The sequence below is a fragment of the Pseudonocardia sp. P1 genome (assembly GCF_000178675.2).
In the GTDB taxonomy this organism is placed as follows: Bacteria; Actinomycetota; Actinomycetes; order Mycobacteriales; family Pseudonocardiaceae; genus Pseudonocardia.
Genome location: NZ_ADUJ02000001.1, coordinates 1,594,643 through 1,608,049, shown reverse-complemented (window position 1 = coordinate 1,608,049; position 13,407 = coordinate 1,594,643). Strand labels below are relative to the sequence as shown.

Here is a 13,407-nt window from a genome sequence, read left to right as displayed (position 1 = left end):
CCTCAGCGGTCGTCGTCGCGGCGGGGGAGCATCACGGTGGTGTCGACGCGGCCCTCGACGATGCCGCGGGCGACCGCGGACAGCTGTTGCTTGGTGGACCGCGCGTACGCGCGCAGCCGGGTGAAGGCGTCGTCCATCGTGACGCCACCACGCTCGGCCAGGACACCCTTGGCCTGCTCGATGACGACCCGGCTGGACAGCGCGGCCTGCAGCTGCCCGGTCAGGAGCTCCCGCTCCCGGGAGGTGCGGTCGGTCAGGATCCCGATGGTGGCGACGTCCGCCAGCGCCTGCCCGACCCGGAGGTCACCCACCGGCATCGCGACCGGGGTCCGGTGGAAGAGGTTGAGCGCGCCGATGGTGAGGCCACGCAGGCGCATCGGCAGGGCGTGCACCGCGAGGAAGCCGGCCGCGCGCGCCCGTGGGGCGAACGCCGGCCAGCGGCGGTCCCGCCGGAGATCGGGCGAGCGCACCTGCCTGGTCGTCCGGAAACAGTCCAGGCACGGCCCCTGGTCGGCCTGGATCTGGAACAGCTCGAGCAGGTTCGCGGCCTCGGCCGAGGCGGCGACGGCCTGCAGCGCCCCGCGCCGGTCGGTCAGGACGAGGCCCGCGGCGTCGGCGCCCAGCAGCGTGACGCAGTCGTCGCACAGGCCCTTGAGCAGGTCGATCACGTCGTAGTCGTCGACCAGGGTGTCCGCGAGCCGCACGAACGCCTCGATCAGCGGCCCCTCCCGTTCCCGGGGCGACCGTGCTGGTGACTCTCCGGCCATGGCGGTCCCTCCTCGACGCCGCGCGCGACCCGTGACAGGTCGGGCTGCCACGCGCCGTCGGGGGTCAGCCGCAGACGGCGTGCCACGACCTCGGCCGCGACCTGTCCGAGGGACAGTTCAGTGGCGAACGCCGCCGCGCGCAAGCGGGCCAGCGCGACGGAGGCACTCACCCGGGCCTGCGCGACGAGCATCCCGGTCGCCTGGTGCACCTCCGCCCGGGGTGGCGCCGCCGCGGCGAGTCCCCCGCCCAGCACGGGGGTCCCGCTGCCCGGAGGGCCGCCGGGCAGGTCGTCGGCCGCGGCTCCGGCCCAGTCCATCCGGTCGATCAACGTCCAGACGGCGACGTCCGCGGCACGGAGCGCACCGGCCAGCTCCGCGCTGCTCAGCGGCCCGGCCTCGGTGCGGTAGCAGTCCAGCACCCCGACGCGCGCGGCCCCGATCTGCAGCGGGAACACGAACATCGCACGGGCACCGGTCTCCACCGCGGCGGCGGTGAAGAGCGGCCACCGCCGGTCGGACGGGTCGGTCGTGTCGGACACGAGCACGGCGCGCCCGGTGCGGAAGGCGGTGAGGCACGGCCCGTCCCCGAAGGCGAACTGGAGCTCGTCGATCCGTGCGGCGACCGGATCGGTGGCGCAGACCAGTTCCTGCTGCTCCTGCCCGGTCATCACGGTGACCGCCGCACCGGTCATCGGGAGCCAGGACACGCACGCCTCGCACACCGCCATCGGGGCGTCCGGCCCGGCCACCTCCGACGCCGCCGCCAGGTCGCGGCTCAGGCGGCCCAGGTCGACCACGGGTCGTCCCCCCACCCGGTCGTTCCGTTCTCCGCCCGGCCGGGGCGGGACGGCTCCGGTCGGGTCCGGTACCTCCGGTCCATCGGGCCTCCAGCCCTCGGCGCGGGTGCGGAGTACGACCGCGGGGTCGCCCACCGCCGTCTCTCCGTCGGTGCCCACGCTCCGGCACTTGTCCGCCGAGCGTCAAGGGTATCCACGAACCGACCGGATCCGCCCGAGCCGGCGCACGGCGATCGCGCGGCCGTCCGGGACGGCGTGCGACACGGAACGGGCCGGGTGCGGCGACGGCGGGGACAGGGGCGTCGCGCGGGCCGGTGGCACTGCCGCGCGGCGGAGTAGGACGTGTCCGGGGCCGGCGACCCGACGAGTGTGAGGCACGCGGCGTCCCGGCGTCTACGGCCGGGGCAGGTCTTGACGTCGTGTGGAATCGATCCCATAGTGGAATGCATTCCACACCGCTCGACGCGGAGTGGTGCAGCGACGCGCCATGGAGGTTCGACGATGACCCCGACCGCCGGTCGGTCCCCGTTCTCCCTGCTCACCCAGCTCGCGGGTGACGAGGAGCAGCTGGAGATCTTCTCCGAGCAGAGCTCGATCGAGAGCTGGCTCGCCGCCGAACGGGCACTGGCCCAGGCCCAGGCACGGCACGGCGTGATCGCCCCGGACGACGCCGAGGCGATCGTCGCCGCCGCGCACCTGGACAACATCGACCAGGACGCCGTCTGGAAGACCGCCCGCAACGTCGGCTACCCGATCCTCGGCCTGGTCCGCGAGATCTGCGGGTCGCTGCCGCCCGGGCCGGACGGCCGCGTGCACTACGGCGCGACGACCCAGGACATCATGGACACCGGTCTCGCCCTGCAGATGGCGCGCTCGCTGGCCGCCCTCGACCGTCGCCTCGGTGCGCTCGGAGACGCGCTGGCCGATCGGGTCACCGAGCACGCCGGGACGGTGATGGCGGCCCGCACCCACGCCCAGCAGGCCGTCCCGACGACGTTCGGCGCCACGCTCGCGACCCTGCTCGCCCAGTTCACCCGCCAGCGCGAGCGCCTCGCCCAGGCCGCCCCGCGGATCGCGCTGGTCTCGCTGTTCGGCGCCGGCGGCACCGGCGCCGCGCTCGGCCCGCGCTCCGCCGAGGTCCGCGCGACGACCGCGGAGCTGCTCGGCCTGCACCACACCGACGTGCCGTGGCACGTCGACCGCGACGGCGTCGCCGAGTTCGGCTGGCTCTGCGCGACCGTCACCGCGACCTGCGCGAAGCTCGCCCGCAACGTCGTCGACCTGTCGCGGACCGAGATCGGCGAGGTCTTCGAGCCGTTCGAGAGCCACCGCGGCGCGTCGTCGACGATGCCGCAGAAGGTCAACCCGATCTCCTCGGAGATCGTGATCGGGCTGTCCGGGACGGCCGGGGCGCTGGCGTCGTCGCTGGCGAGGATGCAGGAGGCCGGGCACGAGCGGGCCGCCGGCGAGTGGCAGATCGAGTGGCAGGTGCTGCCGCAGCTCGCGGTGCTGGCCGGGACCGCGCTGGCCGAGACGCTCGTCGTCGTCCGCGGGATGCGGGTCGACGCCGGCCGGATGCGCGCCAACCTGGAGCAGGACGGGGGGCTGGTCATGGCCGAGGCCCAGATGATCTCGCTGGCCGGCGCGATGGGCCGCGAGCACGCGCACGACCTGGTGTACGAGGCCGCCGCCCGCGCCCGCCGGGACGGCCGGACCCTGGCCGAGGTGCTGCCCGAGGTCGCCGAGGAACAGGGCCGTGCCGCGCTGCTGCCCGACCCGCTCGTCACCGCCGACGACTACGTCGGCGAGGCCTCCCGGATCTCCGCCGCCGCGGTCCGCGGCTGGGCCGCCGTCCCGGCCCTGGACGCGAGCCGCCCGGGGACGGCGTCGTGACCGCCCCCACGACCTCCGCGGCCCCGGCCGACGGCGACGCCGAGGGCCCGGAGAACCGGTTCGACCGGATCCGCTCGCGGATCGGCGGATGGGCGGTCCTCCCGCTGATGGCGCTCGCCCTGCTCTGGCCCGGTGACCTCCCCGCCGACCAGCGCGGGATGCTCGCGGTGCTGGCGTTCGTCGTCCTGCTGTGGATCTGCGAGACGATCCCGATCGCGGCGACCGCCCTGATCGGGATCGCGCTGCTCGTGCTGCTCGGCGTCGGCTCCGCGTCCGAGGTGTTCGGTGCCTTCGGCTCGCCGACCGTGTTCCTCGTGATCGGCGCGTTCCTGCTGGCACGGGCGATGACGGTGCACGGCCTCGACCGCCGGTTCGCGCTGCGGGTGCTCGCGCTGCCCGGCGTCGGGAACAGCACCTACCGCACGGCGCTGGCGTTCGGCGTCGTCGCGACGGTGCTCGCCACGCTGGTCTCCGCGTCGGCGACCGCGGCGATGCTGCTGCCGATCGGCGTCGGCGTCGTCCGCACCGTCGGGGACCTCGTCCAGGAGCAGAACCCGCAGGTGCGGGGGCATCGGACCCGCTTCTCCTGCATGCTGATGCTGGCGATCGCCTACGGCGCCGGGGTCGGCTCGGTGCTCACCCCGATCACCGGGATCGCGAACGTCATCGGCCGGGGCGCGGTCCAGGAGATGACCGGCTACCAGATCCCGCTGTTCGACTGGCTCGCGCTGTCCGCGCCGTACGTCGTCGCGCTCGGCGTGGTCGTGTTCACCGCCGTGGTGTTGCTCAACCGGCCCGAGACCCGGCACATCCCCGGCGGCCAGGAGCACTTCCGCGCGGCCCACCGCGAGCTCGGCGGCATGAGCACCGGCGAGCGGCACGTGCTGTGGATCTTCGCGCTGACCGTCGTCCTGTGGGTGACGCCGTCGCTGCTGGAGACCCTCGGGGCGGTCGCGCCGGACACGGTGCTCGCCATCGTGCTGGACCGGCTCAACGAGGGCGCGGTCGTGGTCGCCACCGCGGGCCTGCTGTTCTTCCTCCCGGCGGGCGGCGGGGAGCGGACGCTCTCCTGGGCCGACGCCGGGAGGATCGACTGGGGCACGGTCGTCCTGGTCGGGGTGGGACTGACCATCGGCCGGATGATGAGCGAGACCGGCCTCGCGGACTCGTTCGGCGCCGCCGTCGCGGACCTGACCGGCGTGCAGTCCACCCTGTTGCTCTGCCTGGTCGCGGTCGTCCTCGGCATGGTCATCTCGGAGACGACGAGCAACACCGCCTCGGTCGGCATCGTCGTGCCGATCGTCATCCCGATCGCCGTGGCCATCGGGGTGGACCCGCTGATCCCCGCGATGGCCGCGATCTTCGGCGGCAACGCCGGCGCGATGCTGCCGGTCTCGACGCCCCCGAACGCCATCGTCTACGGATCCGGCTACGTCCCGATGATCCGCATGATCCGCACCGGGGTGGTCGCCGACCTGGCGACGATCCCGCTGATCCTGCTCGCCACCGTCGGGATCGGCTCGATGATCGGGCTGGCCCTGCCGTGAGGACCTGAGCGCGTGCCCGGTCACCCGGCCCCGGTCAGTACGTTCGACACCGTGAGCACCCTCGCGGACGTCGCCCGGCTGGCCGGGGTCGGTGTCGGTACCGCCTCCCGCGCGATCAGCGGGAAGGGCTACGTCGACGACGCGACCCGGCGCCGCGTGCTCGACGCGGCCGGTGAGCTCGGCTACCGGCGCAACGCCGCCGCGCGCGCCCTGCGCGAGCGGCGCAGCCTGGTCGTCGGGCTGATGCTCCCCGACATCCACAACGAGTTCTACACGGCGAGCGCCGCGGTCCTGCAGGCCGAGCTGGCCGACGCCGGGTACCAGCTGCTCGTCGTCGCGACCGGCAACAGCGCCGACGCCGAACGGCACGCCTGGGAGACGATGCTGGACCGCCAGGTCGACGGCGTCGTCCACGTCCCGGTCGATCCCGGCGGCGTCGCACCGCCCGGGCTCCCCGTCGTCCAGCTCAACCGGCACACCGGTACCGCCGGCACGGCCGCCGTCGTCAGCGACGACGTCGCCGGGGTCGCGGAGCTGACCCGGCACGTGATCGCCGCCGGCCACACCGACCTCGCCGTGCTGGTCGGCGCACCCGAGCTGTCCACCAGCGCCGAACGGCTCGCCGGGTTCCGCACGGCCGCCGACGCGGCCGGTCTCGCCGAGGACGGGCCCCGCGGCGCCCGCTACCGGGTGCTCGTCACCGGGTTCAGTGCCGACGGCGGGGCCGCGGCGATGGCCCGGACCGCGGGCGACCTCCCGGGGGCGGTCGTCGCGCTGAGCAGCCGGCTGGTGATGGGTGTGCTGCGCTGGGCGGGCGAGCACGAGGTCCGCATCCCCGCGGACCTGTCGCTGGCCGGCCTCGGTGACCCCGAGTGGTTCGCGATCTGGCAGCCGGGGATCACCACGTTCGCGCCGCCGCTGGCCGAGATGGGCCGGCGGGCCGCACACGAGCTGATCGCCGCGATGGGGGAGGAGCCCGGCCCGGCGGGCGGGACGATCCGGCTGCCCGGCGAGCTCCGGATCCGGGGATCCGTCACCGGCGCCGTCCCGGCCCGGCCGTAGCGGCTCACACCCCGGGCACCGGTCGCTCCGCGGTGAGCCGCAGCAGCGCGTCGGCGGTCCCGGCGTCGGCGACGAGGGTGTGCACCAGCCCGGACCGCAGCACCGCGTCGACGGCGTCGGCCCGCTCCGGGTCCCGCACCAGCGCGACCACCTCCCGTGCGGCGCGCAGCTCGGCCTCGCCGACCGCGACGACGTGCTGGGCCAGCGGGGTGTCCAGGACCCGTCCGTCGGCGTCGACCAGCAGCCCGACGATCTCGCCGCACGCGCCCCGCCCGCCCAGCCGCTTCCGCTCGGCCGCCGTCAGCACGTCGTGCACCGTCGAGTGCCCGGTCCGCCAGGCGCCGACCGACACGACGGCGGTGCCGAGCTCGGCGAACCGGGCGACGGCGTCCGCGACACCCGGCTGGGACCGCACCGCGGTCGCCGAGTCCCGGTCGGGGAGCACGAGCGGGGCGTAGATCGGGAAGGCGTCCCCGCCGCACAGCGCGGCGGCCCGGTAGACCGCGGTCGCCGACCCGTCGCGGCGCCACGGCAGCGAGTACGCCCCGCACAGCTGGACGACCTGGCAGCGGGGCAGCCGGTGGAGGTGCTCGACGACGTCGTTGACCGTGCGCGACCAGGCCAGCCCGAGCACGTCACCCGTCCCGACGGTCTCGCGCAGCAGATCCGCGGCCAGCGCGGCGACCCGCACCGGGACCGAGCGCGCCGGCCCCGGCGGGACGACGAGCGCGCGGCGCAGCCCGTAGGCCGCACGCAGCCCGGCGGAGCGGGCCCGGTCGACGTCCGGGCCCGCGTCGATCTCGACGCGCACCAGGCCACGCTCGCGGGCCGCGTCCAGCAGCCGGGCCACCTGGAACCGGCTCAGCCCCAGCTCCGCCGCGATCGTGATCTTCGTCTGGCCGGCGGCGAAGTACCGGTCGGCGACGTCGGCGGCGAGCAACCTGCGGGCGGGCCCCCACCGGTCGTCCGGCCCGGAGTCCCCGGCAGTGGCGCTCATCTGAGCACCCTAGCCCACCATTTCACCGGTCGAGTTGACCCGTCGGACCCCGAAACCCTCTACTGGCCGAGTGGCGGAACACGGAGTGTTCCGCTCATCTGAGTCACCGAGCACCGGGAGGGTGACATGACCGCCACCGCTGTCGATCGCGTCGTGCGGTGGGGCGCCCCGAACGGGCCGTCCGGCCCGGCGCCCGCCCACCAGCTGCTCGTCGGTCCGGACGACGGCTACGGCGACGTCGCGCTCGAGCGGCTGTCGCTCGTGCCCGGCCCGGCGCCATGGTGCGGACCGGCCTCGACCGAGGACCGCCTGCTCGTCGTCCTGACCGGGCACGCCCGCGTGACGGTCGACGGCGGCGTCACGGCCGTGCTGTCGCCGAACGAGGTCGTGCACCTCGGGCGGGGGCGGACGTTCGCGGTGGAGGTCCTGGGCACGGGTGCGGCGGGGCTGCTGGACCTGCTCGTGCTGTCCGCGCCGGGCGCGCGGCCCGCCTGACCCACCCCCGGACACACGCCGGGCCCGCCACCCACGCGGGGTGACGGGCCCGGGCCGGGTCCGTGCGGTGTCAGCCGCCCATGCCGGGCATGCCCGGCATCGCGGGCAGCACCGGCTGCGCGGCGAACACGTCGAGGTACATCCCGCCCGCGACGAGCAGGCCCAGCACGCCGAGCACGAGCCCGCCGAGCGCGACCGGGCGGGCCCACGCGGCCGCACCGGGGCGGGCCGCCGGGCCGAACGCGATCGCGCCGGCCACGATCACGGCGAGGATCGCGAACACACCGTTGGCCAGCGCCGCGGTGTGCCACGGGGCGCCGTAGAACGCCTCGATCTGGTTGCCGGGCAGGCCGGTCGCGGCCTCGATCTGGCCGATCAGGCTCTGCCGGTCGCGGAGCATGTCGGTGAGCTGGGTGCCGGTCAGCGACACCAGGCCGAGCGCGGCACCGACGACCGCGCCGGCACCGGCGACGAGCCCGCCGGAGGTCGCGGCCGCGGCAGCACCGGTCCCGGTGGTCTCGGCGGCCTTCACGGGCTCGGCGGCCTTCCCGGTGACCGTGTCGCCGGACTTCTCACCGGTCTTCTCGTCGGCCCCGGTGGTGGCCGGCTCGGTGGTGGCCGTCGTCGTCGACTCGGTGCCGGCGCCGTCGGTCCCGGCCGTGTCCGTGTCGGCCGGCGTGGTCTCCGTGTCTCGGGTCGTCTCGGTAGCCATGGCCGCACCGTACGTCAGGTCACCGGACCGCCTACGGGCCCCCTACCTGGGCAGACGTCCGGACAAGTTTCCGTTTCCGGTCAGCGCGACACGCGCGGGCAGCGGCCCGGCACGCCCGGTCAGGCCTGGCGGTGCGGGGTGCCGCGCAGGCTGAACCAGTAGGCGCCCGCCTCGGCGTCGGAGAGCTCGGTGCGCACCCGTGCCCGTGCCGGGCACCCGAAGCGCCGCTCGAGCGCCTTCCGGGCGGTCTTCTCGATCTTGCGGTGCAGCCGCTCCGGTACAGACCGGCCCGCCATCGTGAGGACGGCGACGAACGCGTACCGCGCCGGGCCGCGCCGGGGCCACGGGCCGGTGCCGTCGGCCAGCGACAGCTCGACCGTCATCGGGCGCTTCTGCCGGGCGTGCAGGGCCCGGGTCAGCTCGGCCTCCACGGTGTGCGCCTCGGCCCCGGCCGGGGCCTCGACCCGGACCACGGCCATGACGGCGTTCGTCCTACCGGTGCTCACGGCGCTCACGGTCCGTTGCCCCTTCCGGTACGCCGCCCCCCGGTGGTGCGGCCCGCGTATCATTCTTCCCGGCGCGAACCCGGTTAAACACGACCTGAAGCGTGAAAGTACGCAGGAATTCCGGTGAGGGCGCTCTCACGCCCCCACCGATCGGGTGTCAGGGGCGCCTCGCCGAGGGGAAGTCGGGCCGGCGCTTCTCGCGCAGCGCCGCGGCGCCCTCGACGACGTCCGGGCCGAGGAAGCAGAGCATCTCGTAGGCGGCCGACTGGTCGAAGGTCGGTCCGGCGCTGCGCAGCCAGCTGTTCAGCGAGCGCTTCGTGAGCCGGATCGCCTGCTGCGACCCGGTGGCCAGCTCGTGCGCGACCCGCAGCGACTCGTCGAGGACCTGGTCGCGGGGGAGCGCCTTGGCGACCATGCCCAGCCGCTCGGCCTCGGCGCCGGAGAGCATCTCGCCGGTGAGCAGGTAGTAGCGGGCCTTCGCCATCCCCGCCAGCAGCGGCCAGATGATCGCGGCGTGGTCCCCGGCCGACACCCCGAGCCTGACGTGGCCGTCACCGATCTTCGCGTCCTCGGCGCAGATCGCGATGTCGGCCAGCAACGCCACGACGACACCGGCGCCGACGGCCACGCCGTTGATCGCGGAGACGACCGGCTTCTCGCAGTTGATGATGTTGTAGACCAGGTCGCTCATCTCGGTGAGCATGTGCGAGACGCGCTCGTGGTCACCGGCCATCCGCTCGACCATGCCCAGGTCGCCGCCCGCGGAGAACGCCTTACCGGCACCGGTGATCACCGCGACCCGGGTCTCGTCGTCGCGGGCGACGTCGTTCCACACCCGGGCGAGCTCGCCGTGCAGCTGCTCGTCGGTGGCGTTGTACTTCTCCGGGTTGTTGATCGTGATGAGCAGGACGCCGTCGTCGCGGCGCTCGAACAGCAGCTGGGAGTAGGAGCTCGGGTCGAGGGTCGTCGTTGTCGTCGTGGTCATCGTGGTGTTCCTTCCGGACGGGTGGTGACGGTCTCGAAGAGGCCGCCGGCGTCGTCGTCGGCGGCCTGGGCCACCGCCTTGTAGTGGATCTTCTTCCCGGTCGCGTTGCGCGGCAGCTCGTCGACGAAGCGGTAGCCGCGGGGGCGCTTGAAGTCGGCCAGCATCGGGTGGGCGCGGCAGTGCCGGTCGCAGTCGTCGGCGGTGAGGCCGGGTTCGGCGCGCACGACGTACGCGACGACGCGGCGTCCCCACCGCGCGTCGGGCACGCCGACGACGAGCGAGTCGGCGATCCCGGGGTGCTGGTTCAGCGCCTCCTCGACCTGCGCGGGGTGCACGTTCTCGCCACCGGAGACGAGCATGTCGTCCTTGCGGCCGACGACGGTGACGAACTCGTCGGCGTCCCAGGTCGCGAGGTCGCCGAGCCGGACCCAGCCGCCCGCGAACTTCCCGGGGTCGGCGCCGCCGGTGTAGGCGTAGCCGCCCTTGGGGGAGCGCACCACGACCTCGCCGATCTCCTGGCCGTCACGGGCGGCGGGATCGTCCGGGTCGGCCCGGCCGGAGTCGTCGATGCGGACCACGCGGACGTCGTCGTCGGTGCAGGCCCGCCCGGTGGTCCCGGCGTGCCCGGGCAGGTCGTCGGGGCGCAGGAAGGTGTTCCAGAACGTCTCGGTGGTGCCGTAACCGTTGAAGATCCGCGGGGTGAGCAGCTCCTGGTAGCGCAGGCACGCCTCGCGCTCCAGCGGCGCGCCCATGGTGACGACGCCGCGCAGCGACGACAGGTCCCGGGCCCGCCCGGCCTGGGCGTGGGAGAGCATCTCCAGGTTGGTCGGGGCGCCGACCAGGTAGGTGATGCCGTGCTCGGCGACCAGGTCCAGCACCCGGTCCGGGTCGAACGCCCGCAGCGGGACGACGCCCGCGCCGACGTAGAACGCCGGGTTCGGCCCACCGGCGTAGAGCCCGCCGCGGTGGAACCACGGCGTCATGTTCAGCGTCAGGTCGCCCGGGCCCAGCGGGAAGTGCATGAGCACGTCGTGCGCGCTGAACACCTCGACGAGGCTGTTCAGCGGCACGCCCTTCGGCATGCCGGTGGTGCCGGAGGTGTAGAGCCGGGTGGTCTCGTCGTAGGTGGTGCGCGCCGGTTCCGGGGGCACCCCGCCGGGCCGGGCGAGCTCGCCGATCCGGACCGACCCGGGCAGCGGCTCCCCGCCCCCGGCGGCGACGAGCAGCTCCGGGCGGTGCGCGGCGATCCCCAGCGCGTCGCGCGCGGTGCCGGCCAGCTCGGTGTCGTACACGAACACCCGTGGCCCGCTGTCGTCGAGGACGTGCGCGACCTCGCCCGCGGCGAGCCGGAAGTTGACCGGTGCCCCGACCGCGCCCGCGGCCTGAGTGGCCAGGTAGAGGCGCGCGAAGTCGGCGGTGTTGAACAGCTGGTAGGCGACGACGTCGCCGGGCCGCACCCCGGCGTCGAGCAGGCCCGCCGCCAGAGCGTCCACCTCGGCGGCCAGGTCGGCGTAGGTGTGCCGGTCACCGGTGGCCGGGTCGACCACCGCGGTCCGGCGGCCGAAGCGGCGCACGGTGCGCCGGAACCCGGCCAGGTAGGTGAAGTCGCGTTCGAACCACTCCCGGAACGGTGCGGGGTCGTAGGTGTACATCGGCTCCTCCTCGTCGAGGGCGTCAGGTGCGGGCCGCGCGGGTCACCCCGCACCGCCCGCGGTGAAGGCCGGGATCCCGGTGAGGGCCCGGCCGAGGATCAGCGTGTGGATCTCGTCGGTGCCCTCGTAGGTCCGCACCGCCTCCAGGTTCGCCGCGTGCCGCAGCGGCGGGTACGCGGCGGACAGGCCGTTCCCGCCGAGCATCGTGCGCGCCGTCCGGCAGATGTCGATCGCCTCGCGGACGTTGTTGAGCTTGCCGACCGAGATCTGCTCCGGGCGCAGCCGTCCCGCGTCCTTGAGCCGACCGGTGCGCAGCGCGACGAGCATGCCCTTCTGCAGCTCCAGCGCGGTGTCGACGAGCTTCTGCTGGGTCAGCTGGAACGCGGCCAGCGGTGTCCCGAACTGCCGGCGCTCCAGCGTGTAGCGCCACGCCGTCGTCCAGGCGTCGCGAGCGGCGCCCATCGCGCCCCACATGATCCCGTAGCGGGCCTCGTTCAGGCAGGTGAAGGGGCCGCGCAGGCCGGTCGCGCCGGGCAGGACCGCGTCGCCGGGGAGCCGGACGCCGTCGAGCACGACGTCGGCCTGCACCGACGTCCGGAGCCCCAGCTTCGGCTCGATCGGGGTGGCGGTGAACCCGTCGGTGCCGGTCGGGACGCAGAACCCGCGGATCCCGTCCGGCGTCCGCGCCCAGACGACGGCGACGTCGGCGATCGTCGCGAGGCCGATCCAGCGTTTCGCGCCGTGCAGCACCCAGCCGTCGCCGTCGGGCTCGGCGCGGGTGGTCATGCTCGCCGGGTCGCTGCCGGACCCGGGCTCGGTGAGCCCGAAGCAGCCGACGAGCTCGCCCGCTGCCATCCCTGGCAGCCAGCGTTCCCGCTGCTCGTCGGTGCCGAACCGGTCGATCGCGGTCATGGCGAGCGAGCCCTGGACGCTGACGATCGTCCGGATCCCGGAGTCGGCCGCCTCCAGCTCGGCCGCGGCGAGCCCGTACTCGACGGCACTGCGGCCCGGGCAGCCCGGCCCGTGCAGGTGCGCGCCGAGCAGCCCGGCCCGGCCCAGCTCGGGGATCAGCTCGCGGGGCAGGTGTGCCCGCTCGAACCAGTCGGCGACGTGCGGGGTGACGCGCTCGGCGACGAACCCGCGGACGTGCTCGCGCCAGGCGCGCTCCTCGTCGGTGAGCAGGTCGTCGAGGTCGAGGAGGTCGTGTGCGGAGGTGGTGTCCACGGCGCGCCGATCAGGCCATCGAGAGGCCGCCGCTGACGCTGACGGTCTGTCCGGTGAGGTACGAGGCGTCGGGGGAGGCGAAGAACGCGACGGTGGCCGCGAGGTCCTCCGGCTGCGCGAGCCTGCGGAACGGGATGGCCTTGACCAGCGCGTCGCGCAGCCTGTCGTTGCCCTCGACGACCGAGGCGAACAGGGCGGTGTCGGTCGGACCGGGGCACACGCAGTTGGCGTTGATCCCGTTCCGGGCGACCTCGCGGGCGAGGGTCTTGGTGAAGGAGATGACCCCGCCCTTCGCCGCGGAGTAGACCGCCTCGCCGGACGAGCCGACCCGGCCGGCGTCGGAGGCCAGGTTGACCACCGTCCCGCCGCCCTGCTCGACCATCACCGGGACCACGGCGTGTGCGGTGTGCAGGACGCCGTAGAGGTTGATCCGGATGATCCGGTCCCAGTCGGCGGGGTCGGAGTCGACGAACGGGCCGACCTTGTCCCAGCCGGCGTTGTTCACCAGGACGTCGATCCGGCCGTACTCCGCGCGGACCCGGTCCACCATGGACCGCACCGACTCCGGGTCGGCGACGTCCGCCCGGATCCCGACCGCCCGTCCGCCGATCTCCGCGGCGGTGCCGGCGGCGGTCTGCTCGTCGACGTCGGTGACCGCGACGGCGGCGCCCTCGGCCGCCAGCCGCTCGGCGATCGCGCGGCCGATGCCGCGCCCGGCGCCGGTCACGATCACGGTCCTGTCGTCCATCCTGCCCATCGGGTGTTCTCCT

The 13,407-nt window shown here is 74.6% G+C and carries 13 protein-coding genes; 4 read left to right on the top strand and 9 right to left on the bottom strand.

Annotated elements, in window-relative coordinates:
* Positions 1-2: 2 nt before the first annotated feature.
* The gene (locus PP1_RS06965; protein ID WP_010224715.1) at positions 3-767 is read right to left on the bottom strand and encodes a GAF and ANTAR domain-containing protein; all 765 of its coding nucleotides are present in this window, start codon (positions 765-767) and stop codon (positions 3-5) included.
* Entirely contained in the window at positions 716-1,564 is an 849-nt protein-coding gene (locus PP1_RS06960; protein ID WP_010224714.1) for a GAF domain-containing protein, read from the bottom strand. Before PP1_RS06960 ends, PP1_RS06965 begins: the two co-directional genes overlap by 52 nt.
* A gap of 501 nt (positions 1,565-2,065) precedes the next feature.
* On the opposite strand from PP1_RS06960, the gene PP1_RS06955 reads away from it, so the two are divergent.
* The 3 genes from PP1_RS06955 to PP1_RS06945 are packed head-to-tail and all read left to right on the top strand — an operon-like array spanning position 2,066 to position 6,066.
* Complete coding sequence (locus PP1_RS06955) at positions 2,066-3,457, top strand: lyase family protein (RefSeq protein WP_083697075.1); 1,392 nt, start codon at positions 2,066-2,068, stop codon at positions 3,455-3,457.
* Positions 3,454-5,004, top strand: a complete 1,551-nt coding sequence (locus tag PP1_RS06950; protein WP_010241656.1) for an SLC13 family permease — start codon at positions 3,454-3,456, stop codon at positions 5,002-5,004. The genes PP1_RS06955 and PP1_RS06950 overlap by 4 nt, the downstream gene beginning before the upstream one ends.
* A gap of 51 nt (positions 5,005-5,055) precedes the next feature.
* Positions 5,056-6,066 (top strand): LacI family DNA-binding transcriptional regulator, encoded by a 1,011-nt coding sequence (locus PP1_RS06945; RefSeq protein ID WP_029239992.1) that lies wholly within the window; start codon positions 5,056-5,058, stop codon positions 6,064-6,066.
* A 4-nt stretch (positions 6,067-6,070) separates the two neighbouring features.
* Here the strand turns inward: PP1_RS06945 and PP1_RS06940 are convergent, their stop codons facing one another.
* Positions 6,071-7,063, bottom strand: a complete 993-nt coding sequence (locus PP1_RS06940; protein ID WP_075314092.1) for a sugar-binding transcriptional regulator — start codon at positions 7,061-7,063, stop codon at positions 6,071-6,073.
* Positions 7,064-7,189: 126 nt separating this feature from the next.
* Here PP1_RS06940 and PP1_RS06935 point away from each other — a divergent pair, with 126 nt between their 5' ends.
* The gene (locus PP1_RS06935; protein ID WP_010238659.1) at positions 7,190-7,558 is read left to right on the top strand and encodes a hypothetical protein; all 369 of its coding nucleotides are present in this window, start codon (positions 7,190-7,192) and stop codon (positions 7,556-7,558) included.
* Between the two features lie 70 nt (positions 7,559-7,628).
* On the opposite strand, the gene PP1_RS06930 is transcribed toward PP1_RS06935, so the two are convergent.
* The 6 genes from PP1_RS06930 to PP1_RS06905 all read right to left on the bottom strand — a co-directional run bounded on the left by PP1_RS06930 (position 7,629) and on the right by PP1_RS06905 (position 13,394).
* Complete coding sequence (locus PP1_RS06930) at positions 7,629-8,270, bottom strand: hypothetical protein (RefSeq protein ID WP_075314093.1); 642 nt, start codon at positions 8,268-8,270, stop codon at positions 7,629-7,631.
* Positions 8,271-8,389: 119 nt separating this feature from the next.
* Positions 8,390-8,776 carry a hypothetical protein gene (locus PP1_RS06925; RefSeq protein ID WP_139317202.1) on the bottom strand — a complete coding sequence of 129 codons (387 nt, stop codon included), beginning with the start codon at positions 8,774-8,776 and terminating at the stop codon, positions 8,390-8,392.
* 157 nt (positions 8,777-8,933) lie between these two features.
* The gene (locus PP1_RS06920) at positions 8,934-9,761 is read right to left on the bottom strand and encodes an enoyl-CoA hydratase/isomerase family protein (RefSeq protein WP_010224941.1); all 828 of its coding nucleotides are present in this window, start codon (positions 9,759-9,761) and stop codon (positions 8,934-8,936) included.
* Entirely contained in the window at positions 9,758-11,413 is a 1,656-nt protein-coding gene (locus tag PP1_RS06915) for a class I adenylate-forming enzyme family protein (protein WP_010224940.1), read from the bottom strand. Before PP1_RS06915 ends, PP1_RS06920 begins: the two co-directional genes overlap by 4 nt.
* A 42-nt stretch (positions 11,414-11,455) precedes the next feature.
* On the bottom strand, positions 11,456-12,637 hold the full coding sequence (locus tag PP1_RS06910; RefSeq protein ID WP_010224938.1) for an acyl-CoA dehydrogenase family protein: 1,182 nt from the start codon (positions 12,635-12,637) through the stop codon (positions 11,456-11,458).
* 10 nt (positions 12,638-12,647) lie between these two features.
* Positions 12,648-13,394, bottom strand: a complete 747-nt coding sequence (locus PP1_RS06905) for an SDR family NAD(P)-dependent oxidoreductase (protein ID WP_010224935.1) — start codon at positions 13,392-13,394, stop codon at positions 12,648-12,650.
* Between the last annotated feature and the right edge of the window lie 13 nt (positions 13,395-13,407).

Coding starts and splice junctions, on each gene's coding strand:
- PP1_RS06965 (WP_010224715.1), bottom strand. CDS start 767: ATGGCCGGAGAGTCACCAGCACGGTCGCCCCGGGAACGGGAGGGGCCG.
- PP1_RS06955 (WP_083697075.1), top strand. CDS start 2,066: ATGACCCCGACCGCCGGTCGGTCCCCGTTCTCCCTGCTCACCCAGCTC.
- PP1_RS06940 (WP_075314092.1), bottom strand. CDS start 7,063: ATGAGCGCCACTGCCGGGGACTCCGGGCCGGACGACCGGTGGGGGCCC.
- PP1_RS06935 (WP_010238659.1), top strand. CDS start 7,190: ATGACCGCCACCGCTGTCGATCGCGTCGTGCGGTGGGGCGCCCCGAAC.
- PP1_RS06930 (WP_075314093.1), bottom strand. CDS start 8,270: ATGGCTACCGAGACGACCCGAGACACGGAGACCACGCCGGCCGACACG.
- PP1_RS06920 (WP_010224941.1), bottom strand. CDS start 9,761: ATGACCACGACGACAACGACGACCCTCGACCCGAGCTCCTACTCCCAG.
- PP1_RS06915 (WP_010224940.1), bottom strand. CDS start 11,413: ATGTACACCTACGACCCCGCACCGTTCCGGGAGTGGTTCGAACGCGAC.
- PP1_RS06905 (WP_010224935.1), bottom strand. CDS start 13,394: ATGGGCAGGATGGACGACAGGACCGTGATCGTGACCGGCGCCGGGCGC.